General features: G+C 77.0%; 21 protein-coding genes and 1 riboswitch. Of the genes, 9 read left to right on the top strand and 12 right to left on the bottom strand.

Annotated features, from left to right (window positions below; genetic code table 11):
• Positions 1–4 precede the first annotated feature (4 nt).
• From BJ968_RS04890 to BJ968_RS04875, 4 genes are all read right to left on the bottom strand, one after another.
• Positions 5–3,145 (bottom strand): sacsin N-terminal ATP-binding-like domain-containing protein, encoded by a 3,141-nt coding sequence (locus BJ968_RS04890; protein ID WP_179749731.1) that lies wholly within the window; start codon positions 3,143–3,145, stop codon positions 5–7.
• Between the two features lie 8 nt (positions 3,146–3,153).
• Complete coding sequence (locus BJ968_RS04885; protein ID WP_343077814.1) at positions 3,154–4,026, bottom strand: DUF3027 domain-containing protein; 873 nt, start codon at positions 4,024–4,026, stop codon at positions 3,154–3,156.
• A complete protein-coding gene (locus BJ968_RS26340) occupies positions 4,023–4,406 on the bottom strand; it encodes a cold shock domain-containing protein (protein WP_179749729.1) in 384 nt (127 codons plus the stop codon). The genes BJ968_RS04885 and BJ968_RS26340 overlap by 4 nt, the downstream gene beginning before the upstream one ends.
• 135 nt (positions 4,407–4,541) lie before the next feature.
• Positions 4,542–5,279: an HAD family hydrolase gene (locus tag BJ968_RS04875; RefSeq protein WP_179749727.1), complete on the bottom strand. Its 738-nt coding sequence runs from the start codon at positions 5,277–5,279 to the stop codon at positions 4,542–4,544.
• A gap of 194 nt (positions 5,280–5,473) precedes the next feature.
• On the opposite strand from BJ968_RS04875, the gene BJ968_RS04870 reads away from it, so the two are divergent.
• Positions 5,474–6,097, top strand: a complete 624-nt coding sequence (locus BJ968_RS04870) for a superoxide dismutase (protein ID WP_179749725.1) — start codon at positions 5,474–5,476, stop codon at positions 6,095–6,097.
• A 102-nt stretch (positions 6,098–6,199) separates the two neighbouring features.
• Here the strand turns inward: BJ968_RS04870 and BJ968_RS04865 are convergent, their stop codons facing one another.
• On the bottom strand, positions 6,200–7,081 hold the full coding sequence (locus BJ968_RS04865; RefSeq protein WP_179749723.1) for a LysR substrate-binding domain-containing protein: 882 nt from the start codon (positions 7,079–7,081) through the stop codon (positions 6,200–6,202).
• An 85-nt stretch (positions 7,082–7,166) separates the two neighbouring features.
• Between BJ968_RS04865 and BJ968_RS04860 the strand changes: the two genes are divergently transcribed.
• On the top strand, positions 7,167–8,366 hold the full coding sequence (locus BJ968_RS04860) for an MFS transporter (protein ID WP_343077813.1): 1,200 nt from the start codon (positions 7,167–7,169) through the stop codon (positions 8,364–8,366).
• Here BJ968_RS04860 and BJ968_RS04855 read toward each other — a convergent pair.
• Positions 8,338–8,967, bottom strand: coding sequence for a copper resistance protein CopC (locus tag BJ968_RS04855; protein ID WP_179749721.1), 630 nt, complete (start codon positions 8,965–8,967; stop codon positions 8,338–8,340). The genes BJ968_RS04860 and BJ968_RS04855 overlap by 29 nt on opposite strands.
• 160 nt (positions 8,968–9,127) lie before the next feature.
• On the opposite strand from BJ968_RS04855, the gene BJ968_RS04850 reads away from it, so the two are divergent.
• Genes BJ968_RS04850 through BJ968_RS04840 form a run of 3 tightly spaced genes read left to right on the top strand, consistent with a single transcriptional unit; the run spans position 9,128 to position 13,025 of the window.
• On the top strand, positions 9,128–12,244 hold the full coding sequence (locus BJ968_RS04850) for a S8 family serine peptidase (RefSeq protein ID WP_179749719.1): 3,117 nt from the start codon (positions 9,128–9,130) through the stop codon (positions 12,242–12,244).
• A gap of 38 nt (positions 12,245–12,282) precedes the next feature.
• On the top strand, positions 12,283–12,531 hold the full coding sequence (locus BJ968_RS04845) for a hypothetical protein (protein WP_179749717.1): 249 nt from the start codon (positions 12,283–12,285) through the stop codon (positions 12,529–12,531).
• Positions 12,528–13,025, top strand: a complete 498-nt coding sequence (locus BJ968_RS04840; protein ID WP_179749715.1) for a 2'-5' RNA ligase family protein — start codon at positions 12,528–12,530, stop codon at positions 13,023–13,025. Before BJ968_RS04845 ends, BJ968_RS04840 begins: the two co-directional genes overlap by 4 nt.
• A 24-nt stretch (positions 13,026–13,049) precedes the next feature.
• Here the strand turns inward: BJ968_RS04840 and BJ968_RS04835 are convergent, their stop codons facing one another.
• The 5 genes from BJ968_RS04835 to BJ968_RS04815 are packed head-to-tail and all read right to left on the bottom strand — an operon-like array spanning position 13,050 to position 18,636.
• Positions 13,050–14,183 (bottom strand): aminotransferase class V-fold PLP-dependent enzyme, encoded by a 1,134-nt coding sequence (locus BJ968_RS04835; RefSeq protein ID WP_179749713.1) that lies wholly within the window; start codon positions 14,181–14,183, stop codon positions 13,050–13,052.
• Positions 14,180–15,043, bottom strand: coding sequence for a carboxylating nicotinate-nucleotide diphosphorylase (gene nadC / locus BJ968_RS04830; protein ID WP_179749711.1), 864 nt, complete (start codon positions 15,041–15,043; stop codon positions 14,180–14,182). The genes BJ968_RS04835 and nadC overlap by 4 nt, the downstream gene beginning before the upstream one ends.
• Positions 15,040–16,590, bottom strand: coding sequence for an L-aspartate oxidase (nadB, locus tag BJ968_RS04825; RefSeq protein ID WP_218884809.1), 1,551 nt, complete (start codon positions 16,588–16,590; stop codon positions 15,040–15,042). Before nadB ends, nadC begins: the two co-directional genes overlap by 4 nt.
• A 14-nt stretch (positions 16,591–16,604) precedes the next feature.
• Positions 16,605–17,897 carry a quinolinate synthase NadA gene (gene nadA / locus BJ968_RS04820; RefSeq protein WP_179749709.1) on the bottom strand — a complete coding sequence of 431 codons (1,293 nt, stop codon included), beginning with the start codon at positions 17,895–17,897 and terminating at the stop codon, positions 16,605–16,607.
• 46 nt (positions 17,898–17,943) lie between these two features.
• Entirely contained in the window at positions 17,944–18,636 is a 693-nt protein-coding gene (locus BJ968_RS04815; RefSeq protein WP_179749707.1) for an NUDIX hydrolase, read from the bottom strand.
• Positions 18,637–19,108: 472 nt separating this feature from the next.
• Here BJ968_RS04815 and BJ968_RS04810 point away from each other — a divergent pair, with 472 nt between their 5' ends.
• Complete coding sequence (locus BJ968_RS04810; protein WP_179749705.1) at positions 19,109–20,395, top strand: MFS transporter; 1,287 nt, start codon at positions 19,109–19,111, stop codon at positions 20,393–20,395.
• Between the two features lie 25 nt (positions 20,396–20,420).
• On the opposite strand, the gene BJ968_RS04805 is transcribed toward BJ968_RS04810, so the two are convergent.
• Positions 20,421–21,791, bottom strand: coding sequence for an FAD-binding domain-containing protein (locus BJ968_RS04805; protein ID WP_179749691.1), 1,371 nt, complete (start codon positions 21,789–21,791; stop codon positions 20,421–20,423).
• A 138-nt stretch (positions 21,792–21,929) separates the two neighbouring features.
• Here BJ968_RS04805 and BJ968_RS04800 point away from each other — a divergent pair, with 138 nt between their 5' ends.
• From BJ968_RS04800 to BJ968_RS04790, 3 genes are all read left to right on the top strand, one after another.
• Positions 21,930–22,613 carry an iron-dependent transcriptional repressor DtxR gene (locus BJ968_RS04800; RefSeq protein ID WP_179749689.1) on the top strand — a complete coding sequence of 228 codons (684 nt, stop codon included), beginning with the start codon at positions 21,930–21,932 and terminating at the stop codon, positions 22,611–22,613.
• Positions 22,614–22,855: 242 nt separating this feature from the next.
• A riboswitch (cyclic di-AMP (ydaO/yuaA leader) is annotated at positions 22,856–23,027 on the top strand.
• Between the two features lie 2 nt (positions 23,028–23,029).
• A complete protein-coding gene (locus BJ968_RS04795) occupies positions 23,030–23,917 on the top strand; it encodes a C40 family peptidase (RefSeq protein WP_179749687.1) in 888 nt (295 codons plus the stop codon).
• Positions 23,918–24,302: 385 nt separating this feature from the next.
• On the top strand, positions 24,303–24,800 hold the full coding sequence (locus tag BJ968_RS04790) for an HNH endonuclease (protein WP_179749685.1): 498 nt from the start codon (positions 24,303–24,305) through the stop codon (positions 24,798–24,800).
• Positions 24,801–24,986 lie beyond the last annotated feature (186 nt).

Raw genomic sequence — 24,986 nt, 5'->3', positions numbered from 1 at the left:
CCGGTCAGGCCAGGCCGGGCAGCTCCGCGCCCAGGACCTCGCCCGCCGCCGTCCCCGCCAGGAGCCGGGCCAGGGCCGTGCGGGCCCACCACGCCCCCGCGGCCTGCGCCAGGCCGTCCGCGGCGGCCGCCGGGTCCGTCGCCACGACCTCCCCGACCGCCCCGTCCCGCCCCTCGCGCACCCAGAACCGCACGGGCACCCCGTCGCACGTCAGCGACGCCACCCGCGTCCACACCCCGGGCACGTCCGGCGCCAGGGCGCGGGCCGCGGCCGGCACCTCGTGCACCACCCCCGCAGGGTGCTCCAGGACGGCGTCGGCGCGGTCGGAGGACAGGTCGACGTCGAGCAGGTCGGCCACGCGCCCGGCGTGCGGGACGAGCAGGCGCGGCCCCAGGTCGGTGCGCTGGGCCCACGCGGGGGAGTCGGGCACGACGACGTCGTCCGCGTCGGCCAGGACGACCCGGCCGTGCGCGTCCAGGGCCGCGAACCGCTCGGGGACCACCGCCCACGACCCCGCCCACGACCCGGCCGACGACCCGGCTGACGACCCCGCCGCGGCCCGGCCCAGCAGCGCCCACAGCACGAGCAGGTCCCCGGCCTGCGGCAGCGCCCCGGCACCGGCCTCCAGCAGCCCCGCGAGGTCCTGCGCGCCGGCGTCCACCAGGTCCGGCAGGACGCCCAGCGCGCGGCGGGCCGGGACGGGCAGCCCCGCCGCCCAGGCCGGGGCCGCCGGCAGCCAGGCCGGGGCCGTGCCCGCCGGGTCCCGCGAGACCACCGGCAGCGGACCGTGCCGGCGCAGCCACCAGGCGAGGTGACCGGGCCGGCGGTGCGGGCCCAGCACCCACGGCTCCGTCAGCGCGCCCAGCCCCGCGGGGGTGGCCGCCAGCGCCGCCACCACCTCCGGCCAGGCGCCGGGGACGACGAGGTCCAGGTCGCGCACCGAGACCGCCCCGGCGACCACGGTCGTCCCCGGCGGCTCGTCGAGGACCTGGTCGAGCACGTCGCCCCAGACGTCCTCGACGTACGCGCCGAACGCGGCCAGGCCCACGTCGAGCCCCGCCGCCGGGTCGGTCAGGTCCAGACCGGCCGGCTCCACCAGCGCCGGGCCCGCCAGCACCCCCACCGCCCGCAGGACCCCCGGCCCCCAGTCGGCCAGCAGGTCCGGGTGCACGGGGGCGACGTCGGCGGCGTCGAAGGCCCGCTCGGCCGGCGTGCCCGGCAGCACCAGGGCCCCGGCGGGGGCCAGCTCGTCCCGGTCGTCGGGCAGGGCCAGGTCCGCCAGCCAGGGCAGCTCCCGCGCCACCCGCGCCACCAGGTCCCCGTCGGCCCCGCCGCGGTCGTCACCGTCCCGCCCGGCGCGCACCGCCGCGGCGACCACGCCCAGCACCGCCTCGGCCACCTCGTCGGGGTCCTCGGCGTCCGGCGACGCCTCGACCGCGGCCCGCACGGCCGGGTCCGTGAGCACCGCCCACGCCCCGCCCTCGCGCGCACCCAGGCGCACCAGCAGGTCCCGGGCCGGGCCCACCGCGACGTCGGGGTCGACCACCCGCAACCCGGACCCCGCGAACACCCGCGCCGCCGCCGCGTCCAGCAGGTCGGGGTCCTCGACGAGGACGGCACCGCGGACCCCGTGCACGCGCCGGCCGTCCAGCAGCGGGACCGGCAGGCCGCTCATCGCCTCGCGCGCCACCGGGTCGGCCGCGGCCAGCGGCGCCAGCGCCGCGAACAGCTCCCGCGCCCGCGCCCCGTCGACCCCCGGCAGCACGTCGAGGACCTCGGCCAGCCCCATCCGCGTCACCCCGAGCTCGGTGAGCAGCCGGTCGGTGCCGCGCGGCGCGGCGACCAGCCCGGCCAGGGCGGGCGCCAGCGCCTCCAGCAGGACCCGGTCGTCGGCCCCCGGGCCGGTCAGCGCGACGGCCGCGCTCGGGCGCACCGGCAGCGGTGCCCCGTCGACCCGCTCGACGCAGACCAGCAGCGGCACGTCCCGCGCCCGGTCCAGGACGCGGCGGCGCAGCTCGGCGTCGACGCGCCCGGCCGCGGCCCCGTACGGCAGCAGCGCCACGGCGTCCCCGCCCTCGGCGGCGACCTCGCCCAGCAGGTCCCCGTAGGCGTCGGCGGCCGCGTCCAGCAGCACCTCCGTCGCCGGGCCCGGGGCCAGCCGCCGCCGGTCCGGCCCCAGCGGGAACGTCGCGACCAGCAGCGCCGGCCACGGCAGGTCCTCGTCGGTCGGCGTCGGCGCGCACACCACCCCCGGCGGCCGGGCCCCGCCGCGCGGCAGCGCCCACGCCAGGTGCCAGCCGGGACGCCGCCGGTCCTCCACCCCGCGACCGGCCAGGTCGGCGGCGTCGAAGCGGCCGCTGCGCCGCAGCACCCGCCAGCGGTCCTCCACGTCCGCGCACCGGCGCGCCGGTCCCCCCGGCACCTCCACGACGACCTCGGCCAGCCCCGGCAGGGCCAGCAGCAGGACGTCCGCGCCCCCGCCGTCCGTGCCGTCGGCACCGTCCGTGCCGGTCAGGGCCGCCAGCTGGCGCTCCACGAGCCCGCGGGCCGCCGCGTCGCGCAGGGGCAGCTCGACGACCGTGTCGTACCCGTCCGGGACGGCCGCCGCGCCCGGGGCGGGCAGCGGCAGCCGCAGCGCCGCCACGTGCCCGTCGCGGGCCTCCAGCTCGGCCACCGCCGCCGCGCCGGCGCGGCGGCGGACCAGGGCGGCGGACTCGTCGCGGGAGAAGCGGACGGCCCCGGTGGCCGAGCGCAGGGCCGGGGCGTCGGTGACGGCCAGGACGGCGGCGAACCCCACCCCGAACCGGCCCACGGACCCGCCCTCGTCCCGCTTGGCGCTGGCCCGCAGCGTCGCGAGGGCACCCACCCCGGCCGCCGACAGCGGCGCCCCGGTGTTGGCGGCCAGCAACCGGCCCGGACCCCCCGCGGGGTCCTCCACCAGCCGCAGCAGCAGCCGCCCCCGCACACCCGCCGCCGACGCGGCGTCGGCGGCGTTCTGGGCCAGCTCCACGACCAGCCGGTCGCGGTAGGCGCCCAGCGCGGCGTCCTCCTCGGCGTTGGCGTCCTCGCGCAGCCGGGCCGGCGAGGCGCTCCAGGCCGCCAGGACCCGCTCGCGCAGCTCCGCGGTGCCGAACGGGTCGTCCACCGCTTCGCTCAGCGGGTGGCCCCGGCCGCCGCGGGGACCTCGTCGGACGGCTCGTCCGGCCCGAAGAGCTCCAGGCCCTCGGGGGACAGGTCGTCGATCAGCGGCACCGACGGCGGCTCGGCGACGACCTCGACGTCGGTCTCGCTGTGCGCCCCGCAGCCGTGGTCGACGCTCACGACGCGGGCGTCCTCGGGGGACCACTCGTTGGCGCAGACGCCGAACACCTGCCGCAGCGACCCGGCCAGCGGCAGGAAGAAGCCGCACGTCGAGCAGGGCGCCTTGGCGTGCTCGGCGATCTCGGCGCGGGGGCCGCGGTCGCCCTCGTACCAGCGCGTCGCGGCGGCGTCCCGGCCCTCGGCCGACAGCACGCGCTCGCGGCCCAGGCCCAGCTCCCACAGGGCCACCGCGTCGGTGTCCTCGTCGCCGGCGGACTCGAAGCCCTGCTCCAGGTGCGGGTCGTCGGCCTTGCGCGGCAACGTGTCCTGCGGGCCGACGTCGCCGGGGGACAGCCGCTCGGCCCACGGCAGCCACGCGGGCGGCTGCAGCGCGTCCTCACCGGGCAGCAGGCAGACCTCGTCGACCGTGACGTTGCGCGCGCGCGAGGCGCGCACCACGGTGACCGTCCACCGCCAGCCCCGGTACCCCGGCAGCAGGCACTCGAAGACGTGGCTCGCGAGCCGGTCGCCCTCGGCGACCGCCCCGAGGTGCTCACCGACCGTGCCCGGCTCGGCCACCTCCTGCGCCGCCTCGCGGGCCAGGTCCACCGCGGCGGCCACGGCCGCGTCGAGGGTGGGCTTGCGGGAGCGGCGGACCTTGGGGGCCGGTGCGGGCGCCGCCTCGGCGCCGGGCGTCCCGGCCGGGACCTTCGGGGCCACGCTCACGCCTCGATGTCGTCGGCGACGGCCCGCAGCACGGTCGCGATCTTCGCCGCGCCCGCCTTGTCGGGGTAGCGCCCGCGCCGGAAGGACCCGGAGACGCCGTCGAGCAGCTTGATGAGGTCCTCGACGATCGGGACCATGTCCTCGGGCTTCTTGCGGGTGGCGCGGCTCACCGAGTGCACCGGCTCCAGGACGCGCACGGACAGCGCCTGGTTGCCGTTCTTGCCCTGCACCACGCCGAAGTCGACGCGGGTGCCCTTCGTCAGCGTCGCCGTCCCGGACGGCAGCGCGGAGGCGTGCACGAACACCTCGGCGCCGTCCTCGGCGGCGAGGAAGCCGAAACCCTTGTCGGCGTCGAACCACTTGACCTTGCCAGTCGGCACAGGAACCTTCTCCAGTTCGCGGGGGCCGGGCGCTGCGGGCGGGCCGCGCGCACCGGCGGGGTGCGTACTCCATGTCGTCGCAGGTCCACGCCCGGCAGACCGTGGGTCCGCCTCGGCGTGAGCCGTCGACCAAGGTTAACGGGGGACGGGTACCGCTCGCTCACCGTCGCGCAGGTCGGCCGCGTGCGCGGCGAGCCAGCCGGGGAACTCCTCCAGGCCGGCGAGAACGACGTCGGCCCCGGCGCGGCGCAGCGCGGCGGCGTCGTGGGAGCCGGTCGTCACGGCGACCGCGACGGCCCCGGCGACCCGCGCGGCCCGCACGTCCCCGGGGTGGTCGCCGACGTAGGCCGTCGCGCCCACCTCCCGCAGCCGCACGCCCTTGTCCTCGGCGAACAGGTCCCCCGTGACGTCCTCGTCGGCCACGACCCCGGCCAGGCCCGTGACCGCCAGCACGCGGTGGACGTTGGGCGTGTGCTTGGCGCTCACGACGACGCTGCGGCCCCCGAGCGCGGCCGGGGCGCGCAGGGCGGCCGCCGCGGCGGGGTAGGCGCGCACGGAGGGCACCCCCAGGTCGGGGTACAGCTCGCGGTAGCGGGCGGTGAGCACCGCGACGCCGTCGGCGGCGGTGCCAGGGACCAACCCGGCCACGATGGACTCCAGCGGCATCCCCGCGTACGGCCACACGTCGTCGGCGGTCACCGCGACCCCGACCTCGGCCAGCACGGCCCGCATCGTCGCGGCGATCCCGGCGCTGGAGTCCACGAGCGTCATGTCGAGGTCGAAGCCGACGACGGGCGCCCCCGGGGGGACCGGCCGGGCCGGCGTGGGCGTGTCGCTGGTCCGGGGCGCGCCGGTCGGGGCCGCTGAGCTCATGCCCCGACCCTACGGGGCGCCCCGGACCGCCCCGCCGACCCCGGCAGCGGGGCGGCGATCACGCGGTGAGACGCTTCGGGCGGCCGGTTGCGCACCCCCGGGGGCTGCGCGATGGTCACGGGTGCGAGGCGGGGCCGGCAGGCCGGTCCTCGTCCCGACCAGGACGACGCTGACGACGCTGACGAGGAGAAGGCATGGCTGACTACACCCTTCCGGATCTGCCCTACGACTACTCCGCGCTCGAGCCCCACATCTCCGGGGCGATCATGGAGCTGCACCACGACAAGCACCACGCCACCTACGTCGCCGGCGTCAACACGGCCCTGGAGAAGCTGGCCGAGGCCCGCGACAAGAACGACCTGGCCACGGTCAACCTGCACGAGAAGAACCTGGCCTTCAACCTCGGTGGGCACGTCAACCACTCGGTGTTCTGGCCCAACCTGTCCCCCGAAGGCGGCGACAAGCCCACCGGGGAGCTGGCCGCGGCCATCGACGAGCACTTCGGCTCCTTCGACGGCTTCCGCGCCCACTTCACCGCCACCGCGCTGGGCATCCAGGGCTCGGGCTGGTCGATCCTGGCCTGGGACTCCATCGGCCAGAAGCTGATCAACGTCCAGCTGTACGACCAGCAGTCCAACCTGGCCCTGGGCCTGGTCCCGATCGTGCTGCTGGACATGTGGGAGCACGCGTTCTACCTGGACTACAAGAACGTCAAGCCCGACTACGTCAAGGCGTGGTGGAACGTGGTGAACTGGGCCGACGCCCAGTCCCGCTTCGACCGGGCCCGTACCCAGACCGTCGGGCTGATCGTCCCCTGAGACGTCACCCGGGGCATCGCCTGAGGCGTCGTCTGGACGGCGCCGGCTGAGGAGGGGGTGGGACCGCACCGGTCCCACCCCCTCCTGCCGTCCGGGCGCCCCTCAGGGGCCGGGCAGGTGCCGGTCGAGCTCGGCCAGCAGGGCGCGGGCGGCGGCCGAGGCGCCGTCGCCGGCGTGCAGGACGTAGCTGCGCCGGGCCGGGCCGTCGGGCACCGCCAGGGTGTGCAGCCCGGGGGCGCCGGCGACCGAGGACCCCGGCAGCAGCGCCGTCCCGACCCCCCGCCGCACGAGGTCCAGGAGCAGCGGCAGGTCGTCGGTCTCGACGACGACGTCGCGCACCAGCCGCGCGGCCGAGAACGCCTCGTCGGTCTGGCGGCGCCCGCCGGTGCCGGCGGGGTAGTCCACGCAGGGCCGGGAGGCGATGTCGCGCAGGCGGACCCGCCGGCGCGTGCGCCAGGGGTCGTCGGCGGCCACCACGGCGACGTGCGGCTCGACGGCCAGCAGCCGGCTCTCCACCCCGGCCGGCGGCACCCCGAGGGGGAAGCCGGCCAACCCCACGTCGAGGGTGCCGTCGCGCACGGCGGCCAGCGTCACGTCGCTGCTGCGCACGACGACGGACGTGCGCACCCCCGGGTGCCGCCGGCGCAGGCCCCGCAGCACGTCGGCCAGGCGCAGGTCGGGCAGCGAGGGGACGGTGCCGACGCGCAACCGGCCGGCCACCGCCCCGCCGGCGGCCACGACGTCGGTCCGCAGCCGGTCGAGCTCGGCCAGCACCGCCCGCGCGCGCGGCAGCAGCGCCTCGCCCGCGGGGGTGAGCCGGACCCGGCGGCTGGTGCGGTCGAACAGGCGGGTGCCCAGCTCGGCCTCCAGGGCGGCGACCTGGTGGCTCAGCGCCGACTGCGCGATGCCCACCTCGGTGGCGGCGCGGGTGAAGTGCAGACCGTCGGCGACGGCCAGGACGCACTGCAGCTGCAGGGGGGTCACCCGGGCACACTAATCGCGTCCCGCGATCGATCAGCAGCCTTCGATCGCTTGGACAGGGCGCCGCGACGGCGCGCAGGATGGTCGCGTGCTCACCAGGCCCCTGCTGCTCCTCATGGCCGTCACGACCGGGCTGACCGTGGGCGGCAACTACGTCAACCAGCCCCTGCTCGACACCATCGCCGGTGACCTCGGGATCGGCGACGGCCGCGCCGCCGCGCTCGTGACGGTCGCGCAGGTCTCCTACGGCCTGGGCCTGCTGCTCGTGGTCCCGCTGGGGGACCTGCTCGAACGCCGCCGCCTGCTCGTGGCCCTCGCGCTGCTCGCCGCGGCCGGTCACGCCGTGTGCGCGCTGGCGACAAGCTACCCGCTGCTGGTGCTGGGAACGGCCGTGGCGGGGCTGTTCTCGGTCGCCGCCCAGATCCTCGTGCCCTTCGCGGCCGAGCTGGCCGCCCCGGGCCGGGAGGGCCGCGCCGTGGGGACCGTCATGAGCGGGCTGCTCGTCGGCGCGCTGCTGGCCCGCAGCGTCTCGGGGGCGCTGGCCTCCTTCGCCGGCTGGCACGCCCCGTACGCCGTGGTCGCCGTCGCGCTGGTGCTCGTCTCGGTCGTGCTGGGCCGGCGCCTGCCGCGCAGCGAGCCGACCGCCGCCGGCGGGTACCTGGCGACGCTGCGGTCGGCGGCCGCGCTGGTGCGCGAGCTGCCGCGGCTGCGCACCCGCGCCCTGCTGGGCGGTCTGGGGTTCGCGGGGGTCTCGGTGCTGTTCGCGACGACGACGTTCCTGCTGACGGGCCCGCGGTTCGGCCTCTCGGAGCTGCAGGTCGGGCTCGTGGGGCTGGCCGGGGTGGCCGGCGCGTCGATGGCGAGCGTCGCGGGCCGGCTGGCCGACGCCGGCCGGGGGCAGTGGGCGACGGGGATCGGGGCCGTGGGCCTCATCGCGACGTGGGGGCTGCTGGGCCTGTCGAGCTCGGTGTGGCTGACGTCGACGCTGCTGTTCGTGCTGGGTTTCGGGCTGGCGGACATGTTCCTGCAGGCCGTGCACGTCTCGAACCAGAACGTCGTCTACCCGCTGCGCCCGGACGCGCGGTCCCGGCTGAACTCGGTCTACATGACGACGTACTTCGCCGGCGGGGCGCTGGGTTCGGCCGCCGGGTCGGCCGCCTGGAGCGCGGGCGGCTGGCCCGTCGTGACGGCCGTCGGCGCGGGCCTGGGCGTCCTGGTGCTGCTCGTGTGGTTCGTCGACCTGCGCCTGGAGCGCTCGCTCAGCCTTGCCGGCGCCGGTAGCCGATGACCCCGCCGACGACGCCGACGACCGCGACGACCACGAGGCCGACGCCGATGAGCGCGTCGTCGCCCTGACCGGCGGTGGGGTTGGACGGGTCGACCGTGGCCGGGCTGGTCGACGCGGACGCCGTCGCGGAGGGGGTCGCGGAGGGGGTCGCGGACGCCGGCGCGGAGGGGGACGCGGAGGACGCGGCCGCGCCGGTGGCGGTGAAGGTGAAGCTGCCCGAGACGGGGTGCCCGTCGGAGGAGGTGATCCGCCACTGCACCTCGTAGGTCCCGGCGGGGCGGGCGCCGGTGAGGTCGGCGGTGACGGTGGTGTCGACGATGCGCGGGTCGCCGCCGGAGACGACGGTGCCGTCGGGGCCGGTGACCTGGACCTGCGTGCCGAGGGCCAGGGGCGTGGTGGACATCGTCAGCACGACGGAACCGGGGGCCGCGTCGAGGACGGCGCCGGTGCCGGGGCTGGTGGACTCCAGGCGGTCGTGGGCCGCGGCCGGAGCGGCCGCGGCGAGCCCGGCCCCCAGGGTCAGCAGCCCGGCCGCCGCCACCGCCAGGCGCCGCCGTCGCGGTGCGAGGGGGGCGGGTCGGGGGCGGTTCGGCGTCGGCACGGCGCCAAGACTACGCAGCGTCGTGGACGGCGCCGGGAGTCGCAGCACCCTTGACGGGCGTACCCACCACCCGGTTGGCTGCACCGAGTTGTCACAGGCTCACCGACTGTCACGGACGCCGTGCTGTCGTCCACCACCGGCACCAGCAGGAGGCCGCACCATGGTCGCCCCCCGTCCCCACCGCCGAGCCGTCCGGCCGGTGCTCGCGATGGGGGTGGGCCTCCTGCTCGCCGCCGTCCCGGCGCTGCCGGCCCAAGCCGCACCCACCGCGCCCACCCGCCACAGCACGCAGGGGTTCACCGCCGGCAACTACGTCGTCACGCTCGCGCAGGACCCCATCGCCGGGTACGACGGCTCGCTGCCGGGCATCCCGCGGCTGAAGTCCGCCACGGGCGGCCTGGACCTGTCCGGCGCCACGACGCAGCGCTACCGCGACCTGCTCCTGGGCGCCCAGCAACGCGTCGCCGACGCCGTCGGGGTCCAGCCCCGGCAGCGCTACACCGTGGCGCTCAACGGGTTCAGCGCGACGCTGACGGCCGCGCAGGCCGGCAAGCTGGCCGCCACCCCCGGCGTCGTCTCGGTCGCCCCCGACAGCGTGCGCCACCTGACCGCCGACCAGGCCACCGCCCAGACCGCCACCGAGCAGACCGCGGCGGCCGTCGACGAGGCCACCGAGGAGGCCACCGAGCAGGCCACCGAGCAGGCACCGGCCGCCGCGCCCACCGCCACGACCCTCGCCGCCGCCGCCCCCGCGCGGACCACGGCCGACTACCTCGGCCTGACCGGCCCCGGGGGCGTCTGGGAGCAGCTCGGCGGGGTGGCGCAGGCCGGGAAGGGCGTCGTCGTCGCCGACCTCGACACCGGCCTGTGGCCCGAGCACCCCTCCGTCGCCGGCGCGAAGCTGCCCTCGAAGGCCCCCGCGGGCGACCCCTTCGGGGCCTACCGCTCCGGCGGGACCATCACGGTGCCCAAGGCCGACGGCGGCACCTACACGGGCGTCTGCCAGACCGGCCGGGGCTGGACGGCGGCCGACTGCACGACCAAGGTCGTCGGCGCCCGGGCCTTCAACACCGGGTTCAGGGCCGCCCACGGCCTGGCCGACGACGAGTACGACTCCGCCCGCGACAGCGACGGCCACGGCACCCACACCGCCACGACCGCCGTCGGGCTGCCCGGCGTCCCGGCCAGCATCGACGGCGTGTCCTACGGCGACGTCACGGGCATCGCCCCGGCCGCCTCCCTCGCCGTCTACAAGGTCTGCTGGACCGGCGAGGACGGCGACAACTCCTGCCTGACCTCCGACCTGCTCGCCGCCATCGACCAGGCCGTCGCCGACAACGTCGACGTCATCAACTACTCCATCGGCGGCGGGGCCACGGCCGACGCGGCCGACCCGATCGACCTCGCGTTCCTCGTCGCGGCCTCGGCCGGGATCTTCGTCTCCGCCTCCGCGGGCAACTCCGGACCCGGCGCCTCCACCGCCGAGAACACCGGCCCCTGGGTCACCACCGTCGCCGCGGCCACCTCGGTGCTGCGCGAGGGCACCGTCGTCCTGGGCGACGGCAGGAAGCTCGTCGGCGCCCGGCTGGTGCAGTCCGCGCTGCCGCGCACCCTGGTCGTCCTGGGCTCGGCCGTCGCCGCGGCCGGCCGCAGCGCCGACGACGCCGCCAAGTGCTTCGCCGGGTCCCTGGACGCGGCGAAGGTGAGGGGCAAGGTCGTCGTCTGCCAGCGGGCCGTGACCGCCCGCATCGACAAGTCGGCCGAGGTCGCCCGCGCCGGGGGCGCCGGGATGGTCCTCTACAACCCGACGCCGAACTCCCTCGAACCCGACGCGCACTCCGTCCCGACCGTCCACCTGGACACCGCGGCGGGCGAGGCCGTCGTCGCCTACGTCCGCCGGACCGCGAACCCCACCGTGGCCTTCCAGCCCGGCAACACCAGCGGCCGGGCCACCCCGGCCCCGCAGGTCTCGGCGTTCTCCGGGCGCGGCCCGGCCCTCGTCGACGGCGGCGACGTCCTCAAACCCGACCTGGCCGCCCCCGGCTCCGGTGTCCTGGCCGGGTACTCGCCCGACGCCACCACCAACGGCCGGGACCTGTTCGCCCCCGAGTCCGGCACCTCGATGTCGGCCCCGCACGTCACCGGGCTCGCGGCGCTGTACGTCGCGGCGCACCCGGAGTTCACGCCGATGGCGGTCAAGTCGGCCCTCATGACCACGGCCCGCAGCCTCCTGGGCCCCGACGGCCGGGCCCAGCGCCGCGTGTTCGCCGGCGGCGCCGGTTTCGTCGACCCGACGAGGATGCTGACGCCGGGGCTGGTCTACGACTCCACGCCCCTCGACTGGCTGCGCTACCTGGAGGGCTCCGGCGTCGCCACCGGCACCGGGCTCACGGGGATCGACCCCAGCGACCTCAACCAGGCCTCCCTCGCCGTCGGCGACCTCGCCGGGACGCGCACGGTGACGCGCACGGTGACGGCCACCACGGCGGGCCTGTACTACGCGAAGGCCTCGGTGGCGGGCTTCGACGTCCAGGTGCGGCCCAGCGTGCTGAACCTGCAGGCCGGCCAGACCGCGCAGTTCCGGGTCACGTTCACCCGCACGAGCGCGGCGCTGGGCAAGTGGGTCTCCGGCGGTCTCACCTGGACCGGCGGGTCGGGCCTGAGCGTGCACTCGCCGATCGCCCTCGAACCGGTCGCCCTGACCGCCCCGGCCGAGCTGACCGCCCCGGCCGCCGCGCAGGGGTCGGTCACCGGGACCGTCACGGCGGGCCGCAGCGGCACGCTGGGCCTGCGCACCACCGGCCTGGTCGCGGGCGACACCTACCGCCAGCGCATCCCGCTGGGCTACTACGACGAGCTGCCCGTGACGATCCCCGAGGGCACCGCGTTCACCCGCTTCGACGTGGTGGGCGAGGACGGCTCGGACGTGGACATGGGGCTGTTCACGACCGGCGGCGACCTCGTCGAGGCGTCGGCCACGGCGTCGTCCGACGAGCGCATCGACGGGTACGTCACCCCCGGCGACTACCTCCTGCGCGTCGAGCCGTACGCCCCGGCCCCCGGCCGGCAGGACGTGGGCTACCAGCTGACGACGTACGTCCTGGGGGCGGGCGCCGGCACCGGGTCGTTCACGGTCGCACCGGGCGCGCTGCCGCTCACCCAGGGCCGCCCGGCCACCTTCACGGCGTCCTGGGCGGGGCTGGACCCCGGCACCCGGTACCTGGGGCTCGTGACGTACGACGGTTCCCGGGACCGCACGGTGGTCACCGTCGGCTGACGCGGGCCGCCCCGCGGGGCGCGTGGGAGAGTGGGGCCGTGCAGGAGCAGAAGGCGCAGCCCACCAACACCGGCGCCCTCGCGGGGATCGTCGCCTCCCTCGCGGGGCTGGTCGTCTCCCTGGCGCTGGCCCCGCTCGGCGTCGTCATGGGGCTGGTGGTCCTGGTCCTGGGCGTCCGGGCCCTGCGCGGCGGCCACCCGGACCGGGGCTGGTGGACGGCGGCCCTCGTCCTGTCGGTGCTGTGCGTGGCCTCGGGCGTCCTCGGGACCGTCCTGGCGCGGCCGTGAGCGCGCTGATCGTCGCCGCCGCCCCCGACGCGGCGGCCCAGGAGGAGCTGGACCGGTTGCGGCGGGAGAACTTCCCGCCCGAGCGCAACCAGCTGCCCGCCCACCTGACCCTGTTCCACGCCCTGCCCGGCGAGGCGCTCGGCGAAGTCGTCGAGGCCTGCCGGGACGCCTGCCGGGCGGACCCGCCGCGGGCGCAGGTGCGCTCGGTGCGCTCCCTGGGCCGCGGGGCCGCGCTCGTCGTGGACAGCCCCGGCCTGGTGGCCGCGCGCGCCGCCGTCGCGGGCCGCTTCGCCGGCCGCCTCACCCGCCAGGACGCCCAGGGGTTCCGCCCGCACGTCACGGTCCAGAACTTCGTCGACCCCGCCACGGCCCGGGCCACCGTCGAGCGGCTGGACGCCGGGTTCGCCCCGTGGGGCTTCACCGTCGAGGCGCTGGCGGTGCACCGGTACGCGGGCGGCCCGTGGGAGCTGCTGGAGACGGTGCCCTTCGGCTGAGGGCCCGGCCGACCGCCCCGGCCCTCAGCCGCGGGCGGTCGCCACGGCGCGCGGCAGGGCGGCCAGGACGGCGTCGACGTCGTCCTCGCCGGAGGTGCGGCCCAGCGTGAACCGCACGGCGGTGCGGGCCAGGTCCGCCGGGACGCCGGTGGCCAGCAGGACGTGCGAGGCGTCCTCGGAGTCGGCCGAGCAGGCCGACCCGCTGGAGCAGGTGATCCCGGCGGTCTCCAGCTCGGCCAGCACGGTCTCCCCGCCGACGCCGGCGAAGCAGAAGGAGGCGTGACCGGGCAGCCGCCGGGTGCGGTGACCGGTCAGCGCGGCCCCCGGGACGCCGGCGAGCACGCCCTCGACGAGCCGGTCCCGCAGCGCGGTCAGCCGCGGCACCTCCTGCGCGCGCGTCGTGGCGGCCAGGTGCAGCGCGACGGCCGTCCCCACGGCCGAGGCCACGTCCGTCGTGCCCGAGCGGCGCCCGCGCTCCTGGCCGCCGCCGTGCAGGACGGGGCTGAGCGGGACGGCCGAGCGGACCCAGAGGAAACCGGCCCCCCGCAGCCCGCCGAACTTGTGCGCCGAGACCGACAGCGCGTCGACGCCCAGGGTCGCGACGTCGAGGTCGAGGTGCCCGGCGGCCTGGACGGCGTCGGTGTGGAACGGCACGCCCAGCGCCCGGCAGCGCGCGCCGATCTCGGCCAGCGGCTGCACGGTGCCGATCTCGTTGTTGGCGTACATCACCGACACCAGCGTCGTGTCGGGCCGCAGCACGGCGTCGAGCTCGTCGAGGTCCAGCAGCCCGTCCCGGTCGACGCCCACGACGTCGACGGTGAAACCGCTGCCGCGCAGGGCCTTCGCGGTCTCCAGGACGGCGGGGTGCTCGATCGCGGAGACCACGACGTGCCGTCCGCGCGGGGCGGCCGTCGCGATCCCGGTGACGGCGAGGTTGTCGGCCTCGGTGCCGCCGGCGGTGAGCACGACCTCCCCGGGCCGGGCGCCGAGGACGTCGGCGATGGCGGCGCGGGCGGCGTCGAGCCCGGCCTTGGCGGCCCGGCCCGCCTCGTGCGCGCTGGAGGGGTTGCCGGTGACCTGCGTCAGGTAGGGCCAGACCGCTTCGAGGACCTCGCGCCGCGGCGGGGAGGTGGCGGCGTGGTCGAGGTAGGCGCTCACGCCGCGACCGTGGTGTCGAGCCCCAGGTCCAGGGTCCGGGGGTTCTGCGTCAGGGACCCCACCGAGACGAGGTCGACGCCCGTCGCGGCGATGGCGCCGACGGTCTGCAGGGTGACCCCGCCGCTGGCCTCGACCAGGGCCCGGGAGCGGGCCCGGACGACCCGGACGCCCTCGGCGAGGTCGGCCAGGGCGAAGTTGTCGAGCATCACGACGTCGACGTCGGCGGCCAGCACCGCGTCGAGCTGGTCGAGGCGGTCGACCTCCACCTCGATCGCCGTCGTGTGCGGCACGGCGGCCCGCACCGACCTCAGCGCCGCGGTGACGTCGAGCCCGGAGGCCAGCAGCACCGCGAGGTGGTTGTCCTTGACCAGGACGGCGTCCGACAGCGACCAGCGGTGGTTGTGCCCGCCGCCGGCGCGCACGGCGGCGCGTTCGAGCGCGCGCAGCCCGGGTGTGGTCTTGCGGGTGTCGACGACGCGCGCGCCCGTGCCGGCCACGGCCTCGACGAACCGCGCGGTGTGGGTGGCGACGCCCGACAGGTGCTGCAGCAGGTTCAGGGCGACGCGCTCGGCGCGCAGGACCCCGCGGGCGGTCCCGCGCACGCGCCCCAGCACGTCCCCGGCGGCGAAGCGGGTGCCGTCGGCGGACAGCTCCAGCAGGTCCAGCGACCCGCCGGTGAGGCGGGCGGCCTGCGCGAACGCCTCGCGGGCGGCCCCGGTGCCGGCCAGCGCGCCCGGTTCGCGGGCCACGAGCTGGGCGTCGGCGGCGGCGTCGGCCGGCAGCAGGGCCTCGCTCGTGACGTCCCCCCAGGGGGCGTCCTCGGCCAGGGCGAGCGCGACGACGTCGGCTGCGGTTCTCACGCGGTCCTCCGGGAACTGCGGCGCACGGGCCGCGGCGGGCTGGTGGGGTGGTCGCTGCGGAAGTGCGCGCCCAGGCTCTCCCGGCGCGCGGTGGCGGCCGCGACGAGCAGGCGCGCGGCGAGCAGCAGGTTGGCGTCCTCGCGCGTGGCGCGGGGCACGTCGAGGTCGCCGGGGAGGATCTCGACGGGTTCCTCCTGGGGGGTGAGGAGCTTGGTGGCGACCGCCAGGCCGGCCTCGTCGCGCACCAGCCCGGCGTGCTCCCACAGCGCGGCCTGCAGCTCGCGGCGCCCGACGTGCGCGGCCTGGGGCAGCGCGGGGGAGGTGACGGTGGTGACCTCGTCGTCGAACCGGGCCGCCGCGGCGCCGCGGGCGATGTCGGCCACGACCGTTCCGCCGGCGACGAGGGCCTCCAGCAGGGAGTTCGAGGCCAGCCGGTTCGCGCCGTGCACGCCGGAGCAGGCCACCTCCCCGGCGGCCCACAGGCCCGGCAGCGACGTGCGGCCCGCGGCGTCGGTGCGGACCCCGCCCATCCAGTAGTGCGCGGCGGGCGTCACGGGCACGGGGTCGTGCTCGGGGTCCAGGCCGGCCTGCGCGCACATCCGCGCGATGCCGGGGAAGCGGTCGGCGAAGGGGCGGCCGAGGGTCGCGGAGACCCCCGTCGCGTCGAGCAGGGCGGGCCGGCCGCCGTGCTCGGCCATGGCCGTGGCGATGGCGCGGGCGACGACGTCGCGCGGGGCGAGCTCGGCGCGCGGGTCGACCGCGGGCATGAACCGGTTCCCGGCGGCGTCGAGCAGCACGGCCCCCTCGCCGCGGACGGCCTCGGAGACGAGGAACGGCGCGGGCACCGCGGCCACGGTCGGGTGGAACTGGAAGAACTCCAGGTCCGCGACGAGCGCACCGGCCCGGAACGCGGCCGCGAGGCCGTCGGCCGTGGCGACGGGCGGGTTCGTCGTGCGGCTGAACAGCTGCCCGGCCCCGCCGGTGGCCAGGACGACGGCCCCGGCGTGGACGCGCAGCAGGTGCGGGGACTCCTGCCCGACGTGGAACTCCGCGCCCGTGACGCGGCCGCCGGAGGTGAGCAGCCCCACGAGGAAGGCGTCCTCGTGGACCGCCACGTCGCTGCGCCGCACGGCCGCGGCCAGGGCCTGCGAGATCGCCTCCCCGGTCCGGTCCCCGCCGGCGTGCAGGATGCGCGAGGTGGTGTGCGCGGCCTCCAGGCCCAGGGCCCAGTCGCCGGAGCGGGCGCGGTCGAACTCCACGCCCCGTTCGGCCAGGACCCGCACGGCGCCCGGCCCGGCGGCGCACAACGCCTGCACGGCCGCCGGGCTGGACAGCCCGGCTCCCGCGGCGAGGGTGTCGGCGACGTGGACGGGGACGTCGGCGGCCCCCGTCGCCGCCGCGATCCCGCCCTGGGCGTAGTGGGTGCTGCCGTCGCCGAGGGAGGTCTTGGTGGCCAGGACGACCCGCCCGGTCCGGGCGGCCTCCAGGGCTGCCGTCAGCCCGGCGACGCCCGCACCGACGACGAGGACGTCGGTGCGCAGCTCCACGGGTCCGGGGTGTCTCACGCCCCGACCGCCAGCATCCGCTCCACCGCCGTGCGCGCGTTGGCGGCCACCCCGGCGTCGACGCTGACCCGGTTCACGACCCGGCCCTCGACGAGGGACTCCAGCACCCAGGCCAGGTAGGCGGGGTGGATGCGGTACATCGTCGAGCAGGGGCACACGACGGGGTCCAGGCACTCGATCGTCAGGTCGGGCCGGGTGTCGGCCAGGCGCCGGACCATGTTGACCTCGGTGCCGATCGCGAACGCCGTGCCGGGGGCGGCGGCGTCGACCGCGAGCTGGATGTACCGGGTGGACCCGGCCTCGTCGGCGGCGTCGACGACCTCCACCGGGCACTCGGGGTGCACGATGACGCGGACGTCGGGGTTCTTCGCGCGGGCCTGCGCGATCTGGTCGACGGTGAACCGCTGGTGCACCGAGCACCAGCCGCGCCACAGCACGACCCGGGCGTCGCGCAACGCCTCCTCGGAGTTCCCGCCGCGGGGTTTGCGGGGGTCCCACAGGGGCATGTCGGCGACGTCGACGCCCATGGCCTTGGCGGTGTTGCGGCCCAGGTGCTGGTCGGGGAAGAACAGCACGCGCTGCCCGCGCTCGAACGCCCACTCCAGGACCTCGCGCGCGTTGGAACTGGTGCACACGATCCCGCCGTGCTCGCCGCAGAAACCCTTCAGGGCCGCGGCGGAGTTCATGTAGGTGACCGGGACGACGGGGACCTTGCCGTCGGCGTCGGGTTCGGTGCCGTAGAGCGCCTCGAGCTGTTCCCAGCAGGCCTGCACGGCGTCGATGTCGGCCATGTCGGCCATCGAGCAGCCCGCGGCCAGGTTGGGCAGGATGACGGGCTGCTCGGGGGTGGTGAGCAGGTCGGCCGTCTCGGCCATGAAGTGGACGCCGCAGAACACGACGAACTCGGCCTCGGGGTGCTGCTGGGACTGCTGGGCGAGCTGGAAGGAGTCGCCCACGAAGTCGGCGTGCTGGACGATCTCGTCGCGCTGGTAGGCGTGGCCGAGGATCGTGACGCGCGACCCGAGGGTCTGCTTGGCGGCGCGGATGCGGCGGTCGAGCTCGTCGGCCGGCAGCAGCCGGTACTGCGCGGGGATCTGCTGCTGCACCGGGGCGTCGGCGGGGACGGGGTCCTGCCGGGAGGCTCCCGCGCCGTACGTGGGCAGCGGCAGGGGCCGCCCGGGGACGGCGTCGAACTGCCACGGCGCGGTGGGCAGGTCGGGGTCGCACGTCGCGTCGGCTCCCCCCGGGGTGCGGGTGAGCAGGGCGATCTGCGTGGGGACGGACGCCATCGGGCAGCCTTTTCTCGAGGAGTTCCTGTGAACGTTCCCGGGTCGCTCAGGCGAGCGGGCCGGCGGACAGCAGCGGGCCGGCGGATCCCTCGGGGACCACGGCCCGGTAGAGCTTGGGGGGCCGGTGCCGGCCCCCGGTCTGGCGTTCGCCGGTCTCCACGACGGTCCCGGACCCCTCCACCTGGCGGCGGAAGTTCGCGGGGTCGAGGGGACGTTGCAGCACCGCCTCGTGCACCTCGCGCAACTGCGCCAGGGAGAACTGCTCGTCGAGGAAGTGCTGGGCCACGTGGGCGTGCTGGACCTTCGTCCGCAACCGCCACAGCGCGTACTGCACGACCTCGTCGTGGTCGAAGGCTAGTCCCGTGCAGTCGTCGGCCGAGGTCCAGCGCACGTTCTCGCCCTCGACGGCGGCGGCCGCCTCGTGGTTGCGCACGAGGGCGGAGTAGACGACGGACACGACGCGCTGGCCGGGGGAGCGGTCCGGGCGCCCGAAGGTGTAGAGCTGCTCCAGGTAGCTGGGCCGCAGGCCCGTCGTCTCCGCCAGCGTCCGGCGCCCGGCGTCGCTGAGGCTCTCGGCCGTGCGCACCCAGCCGCCGGGCAGGGCCCACTGGCCCCCGAAGGGGTCCCGGGTCCGCCGCACGAGCGGCAGGTGCACGCGCACGGCGCCGTCGCGGTCGGGCAGCAGCGCGAAGATCACCGTCGACACCGCGACGAGGATCGCCTGCTGGGACGTGCTCATGGACCCTGGCCCCGGATCAGTAAAGGTGGTTCTGACAACAACTGGTCGGCGAGAACTGTAGGGCCGGTGGGGCCTCCGCCACAAGCCGGTCCCCGGACCCCCGCGCGGCGCCGGTCCGGGGACCGGCTCGGCGCGGTCCCCGGGGTCGCCGGGAAAACGGGGGTGACAACCGGCGGACCCCGTCGTACCGTCGGAGGACACGGGAAGGAGGTGGTCCGAAAACATGGTTTCCCATCGGACGCGTGAGGTGGCTGCCAGCTAGCAGCTGCGCGACAGGACGCGGACCGCTCTGGTCGCCCCGCGCAGCGCGGCGAATCCACGGCAGTCACCGGGTCCCCGGGCGCCGGTCTGTCCAACCGGACCGCCCCGACGGTGCCAGCACCGCCGGGCGGGAAGCGCCCGGGGACTTCCTGCGTCCCGGCGCAGGGCCCTGGGGGGACGTCGCCCCGGGCAACCGCTTAACCTCCAGGGCGTGAGCTCACCACCCGTCACCCGGCGGCGGTTCCTCGCCGACACCACCCCGCTGCGCGAGGTCCCCGCCTTCCGGTGGCTGTGGATCGGCCAGTCGCTCGCCGGGATCGGCACCCAGCTGACCGTCGTCACCGTCGGCCTGCAGGTCTACGCGCTGACCTCCTCGACGTTCTCCGTCGGCCTCGTCGGCATCTTCGCGCTCGTCCCCCTCGTCGGGCTGGGGCTGTACGGGGGAGCGCTCGTCGACGTGCACGACCGCCGCCGCGTCGCCCTGCTGGCCTCGCTCGCGCTGTGGGTCCTGTCCATCGCCATCGCGGTCCAGGCGTGGCTGCACGTGGACTCCGTCGGGCTGCTCTACGGCCTCGTGGCGCTGCAGAGCGCGGCCTTCGCCGTCAACAACCCGGCCCGCTCGGCCATCGTCCCCGGGATCGTCCCGCGCGAGCTGCTCCCGGCCGCGAACGCCCTGTCGGGCACGACGAACGCCGTCGCCCTGACCGTCGGGCCGCTGCTGGCGGGGTTCCTCGTCGGCGGCTGGGGGTTCCAGGCCGCCTACACCGTCGACGCGCTGACGTTCGTGGCCGCCCTGGCCGGGGTGTGGCGGCTGCCGCCCATGCGGCCCGACGCGGCGGCCGGCGCCCGCCGCCCGGGCCTGCGCTCGGTCCTGGAGGGCATGACCTTCCTCGGGACCCGGCCCAACATCCGCATGACGTTCCTGGCCGACCTGTGCGCCATGGTCTTCGCCATGCCGCGCGTGCTGTACCCGGCGATCGCCGCCGCCGAGCTGGGCGGCGGCGCCCGGACCGTCGGCGTCCTGGGGGCGGGGTTCGCGCTGGGCTCGGTCCTGGCCGGGCTGTTCTCCGGCCCGCTGGGCGCGGTGCGCCGGCAGGGCGCGTTCGTCGTCGGCTGCGTGAGCGTCTACGGCGCCTCCGTCGCGGCGTTCGGGCTGGTGCTCGTCCTCGCCCCCGACGGCGACGCCTGGAAGCTGTGGCTGTGCGTCGGGCTGCTGGCCGTCTCCGGGGCCGCCGACGCGGTGAGCGCGGTCTTCCGCGGCACGATCCTGCAGGTCGCCACCCCCGACGCCCTGCGCGGCCGGTTGCAGGGGGTCTTCATCGTCGTCGTCGCGGGCGGTCCCCGGTTGGGCGACCTCGTCCTGGGCTCGGCCGCCGGTGGCGTGGGCGAGGGGCTCGCGGCGCTCGGCGGGGGCCTGGCCTGCGTCGCGGCCGTGCTCGCGCTGGCCGCCTGGCAGCGGGGCTTCCTGCGCTACGACGCCCGGCACCCCACGCCCTGACCCGCCGCCGGGGGCCCGGCGGGGGTCAGCCCCGCACGCGCGCGTACTCGGCCAGCGCCACCCGCCGCTCGTGGGCGTGGTCGACGATGCGCTCGGGGTACCCGTGGGCGTACCCGTCGGCGGCCTCCCACGGCGTGTGGACGCTGCGGCCGGGCAGGTGGCGCAGCTCGGGGACGTGCTGGCGGACGTAGTCGCCGGAGGGGTCGAACCGCTGGCCCTGGGTGACGGGGTTGAACACCCGGAAGAAGGGGGAGGCGTCGGTGCCCGAGCCGGCCACCCACTGCCAGCCGTGCATGTTGCTGGCCAGGTCCCCGTCGCGCAGCCAGCGCATGAACTCCCGGCCCCCGTGCTGCCACTCCACGTGCAGGTCCTTGACCAGGAAGCTGGCCACGATCATCCGCACCCGGTTGTGCACCCAGCCCACCGACCGCATCTGCCGCATCCCGGCGTCGACGATCGGGTACCCCGTGCGCCCCTGCGACCACGCCTCGAACTGCTCGCCGGGCTCGGCGTAGCGCAGCCCGGCCAGCTGCGGCTTGTAGTACTCGCGGGCGCTGTCGGGGCGGTGCCACAGGACGTCGGCGTAGAAGTCGCGCCAGCACAGCTCGGTCCGGAAGGTGTCCGCGCCCGGGGACCGGTGGCGGCGCAGGTCGGCCAGCAGCGTGCGGGGGTGCACCTCGCCCCACTTCAGGGCGTGCGAGAGCTGGGAGGTCCCGTCGTGGTCGGGGCGGTCGCGCTCGTCGGCGTACCCGGCGAGCGCGTGCGCGCGGAAGTCGGCCCAGCGCCGGTGCGCGGCGTCCTCCCCGGCCTCGGGCAGCTCCAGGTCGCCCAGGTCCGGCTCCTCGGGCCAGTGCGGGCCGTCGACGCCCCCGCCCCCGCCGGTCCAGCGGACCTCGCCGGGGTCGTCGGCGGGAGCGGGCCAGCCGTGGGCGGCCCAGGCGCGGGAGAAGGGCGTGAACACCTGGAACGGCTTGCCCGAGCCGTTCAGGACGGTCCCGGGCCCGATGGCGTAGGGCGTCCCGGTCCGGACGAGCTCGCGGCCGTGCGCCGCCAGCGCCCGCGCCACGGCGTCGTCGCGGCGGCGGCCGTAGGGGCCGGCGTCGGCCGTGACGTGCACGCGGCGGGCCCCGGCGCGCGCCGCGACCCGGTCGACGACCTCGGCGGGGTCGCCGGCCTCCACGACCAGGTGACCGCCGAGCCGGGCGTCCAGGGCGCGCAGCGAGCGCAGCAGGTAGGCGCGGCGGACGTCGCCGGAGGGCCGCCACAGCGCCGGGTCGACGACGAACAGCGGCAGGACGGCGCCGTCGGCGGCGGCCGCGAGCAGCGCGGGGTGGTCGTGCAGGCGCAGGTCGCGCCGGAACCACAGGACACTGGAGCTCTCCGCGCGCGCCGTCACGTCCGGCGACGCTAGCCGCGCCGGTGCCCGGGCGCGATCGGGGACCGGGTGCCGCCGGCGGCGGGGGAGGGCCCGGGCAGGTGCCGCGGCGGGGGCCACGGGTGCGACCACGGGTCCCGATACCGGATGATGTGCCCCGTGAGCGATCTCATCGACACCACCGAGATGTACCTCAAGACGGTCTTCGAACTGGAAGAGGAAGGCATCGTGCCGATGCGCGCTCGCATCGCCGAGCGGCTCCACCACTCCGGGCCCACGGTCTCCCAGACGGTGGCCCGCATGGAGCGCGACGGCCTCCTGCACGTGGGCACCGACCGCCGCCTGGAGCTGACCGAGGCCGGGCGGACCAAGGCCATGCGCGTCATGCGCAAGCACCGCCTCACCGAGCGGCTGCTGACCGACGTCATCGGCCTGGAGTGGAGCCTGGTCCACGAGGAGGCCTGCCGCTGGGAGCACGTGGTCTCCGAGGAGGTCGAGAAGCGCCTGGGCGCGATCCTGGACCACCCGCACTTCGACCCCTACGGCAACCCCATCCCGGGGCTGGGCGAGCTGGGGGAGGCCGGGGCCGCGGAGGAGTTCCGCGCGGGGGTGCAGTCGCTGACGTCGGCCGAGGTGGCCGGGCGCAGCGTCGTCGTGCGCCGGCTGGGGGAGCCCCTGCAGACGGACGTGCCGCTGCTGGCGAAGTTCCGCGAGGCCGGTCTGGTCCCGGGCGTCGAGGTCGTCGCGAAGCCCTCCACGTCGGGGGTCGAGGTGAGCGTCGGCGGGACCGTGGTGGACCTCACACCGGCCGAGGCCGGGCACATCTTCGTCGCGCTGGCCTGACGGGCTCTCCCGGGTCGGGCCCGGCGGGAGCCGGGTGGCGGTGCGGGTGGTCCAGCGCTCACCGAGGTCGGCGTTGCGTCCTCGATCGCTACGGTGAGTAGCCCGATGTGAGCATCTCGTCACACTCCCGGCACCTGCCCGTCACCGGGTCGTGACATCCACGTCGCCGGCGGGTTATGGTCCACCCGCTACCGCGTCACTGCACGCGGAAGTCCTCGCGCGGACGCCGAGCCCTGCCACCGCGACGAGGTTCCCCGAGACAGCTCGTGGCAGGGGTGGGGGAACCACGTTTCCCGGGCGACGTCCGACCAGCGGGTCGGGCCGAGCCCTTGGGGTGAAGCCGGTGCGAACCGGCCGGGCGATGCTCCCGCCCGAACCCGACAGCTCACCTCGCAGGCGTCGGAGAGGCCACCACCTTGACGACTCGCGTCCAGGCGCGCCACCGCGCCGCCGTCCGCTCCACCACGCCCCTGACCGACCTGTCGGTCGGCCTCGCCCGCACCGCCGGCGCCGCCCGCACCGGCGCCGTGGCGCTCGCGGCCGGTGGCCTGCTCGTGTCGATCGCCGCCCCCGCCGGTGCCGCCCCCGCGGCCGCGCCCGCCGCCGTGGGCACCAGCTTCGCCTCGGTGGCCACCACGGTGCCCGCCGCGTTCGGCACCACCGTCCCCGGGGTCGTCTCCGCCCCGGCGACCGTCGCCGCGCCGACCACCACGGTGACCTTCGCGAGCGCCCCCGCGGCGCCCGTCGTCCTGGCGGCCCCCGTGCTCCAGCGCTCCTCCCGCGCGACCGACGACGCCCCCGTTGTGGCCTCCAGCGTCGCCGAGAGCGCGCTCGTGCCGCCGCCCGCGCCCGTCCCCGCGGCCGCCGCCGTGGCGGTCGTCGCCGAGCCGGCTCCGGCGCCCGCGCCGGCCCCGCCGCCCCCGCCGGCTCCCGCCCCGGTCCCGCTGGGGCAGCGCATCCTCGACGTGGCCGACGACTACGCCGGCGTGCCCTACGTCTACGGCGGCACCACGCCCGCCGGCTTCGACTGCTCCGGCTACACCAGCTACGTCTACCGCCAGCTCGGCGTGGAGATCCCGCGCACCGCGGACGCCCAGAAGCGGGCGGCCCGCACCATCTCGCGCGGCGAGGCCGTGCCGGGCGACCTGGTCTTCTTCTCCAGCGGCGGTGGCCGGGCCTACCACGTGGGCATCTACGCCGGGGGGAACTCGATGTGGGACTCCCCCCGCGCCGGCAAGCCCGTGCAGCTGCGCGCCATCTGGTCCGACGCGGTGAGCTTCGGCCGCCTCGCCCCGACCGTCTGAGGCGTCCGCACCGCACCACCCGACCGCCGGTCCCGGGGGCTCCACGCCCCCGGGACCGGCGGTTCGCGCGTCCGGGGCCGTCCGCGGCGCCCCGGGGACCGTGCGTCCCGTGGGATTCACGGGAAAGTTGCTGACTCGTCCACCTCCGGCGACGTACTCTCCCTCCACGGACGATCAGGTCCGCACCGGACCAGGACCGCGGAGGGCCGATGACCACGAGTCACCCCGGCTGGACCCCCCGACGGGGGACCGCGATACCCCACGTCCGGTACGCCGCCCAGGTCGTGGGGCACCACCGCGTGCACCACCACCATGTGGCCGTCGTCGCTGTCAGAGGCGCCTACCCCCTCGGGGGAGGCGCCTCTCGTCGTCTCAGGAGGTGGATGTGCGCACGCTCGTGCTGAACGCCGGCTACGAACCCCTCGCGGTCGTGTCCTTCCGGAGGGCACTGGTCCTGGTGCTGGCGGGGAAGGCGTCGGTCGTCCTGGCCGACGCCGAGGACCCCGTCGTCGGGGCCACCGTCAGCCTCGAACGCCCCTCCGTCATCCTCCTGACGCGCTACGTCCGGGTCCCGCGCGGGCAGGTCGTGCCCGTGAGTCGGCGCGGTGTCCTGCGCCGGGACCACCAGCGGTGCGCCTACTGCCGCGGGCACGCCACGACCATCGACCACGTCCTGCCGCGCAGCCGCCGCGGCCCGGACACCTGGGAAAACCTCGTGGCGGCCTGCGTGCGCTGCAACAACGCCAAGGGCGACCGCACCCCCGAGGAGATGGGCTGGCACCTGCCGTTCCGGCCCGCCGCTCCCCGCGGGGCCTCCTGGGCGGTCCGGGGCGCCGAGCAGCCCGACCCGCGCTGGGACGAGTTCCTCGCCACCGCCGCCTGAGGGGCCGGGCCGGAGGGGTGGCGCCCCCCGGCCCGGGGCCGCTGCGCTGCGCCGCGCGGGGGGCGGCGCGTGCCGGCGGGGACGCCCGCCGGCGGCGTGACGTCGGCGTTCGGCGCGGGGGCGGACCGGGAGGGGGACCGGGGGCACCCGGCGGGGCAGCCGACCGGAGGGGGCCGGGTCCGACCG

This window comes from Kineococcus aurantiacus (genome assembly GCF_013409345.1).
GTDB classification, from domain to species: Bacteria; Actinomycetota; Actinomycetes; order Actinomycetales; family Kineococcaceae; genus Kineococcus; species Kineococcus aurantiacus.
Note: the sequence above shows the minus strand (reverse complement) of the source record. Positions and strands in the feature narration are given on the sequence as shown.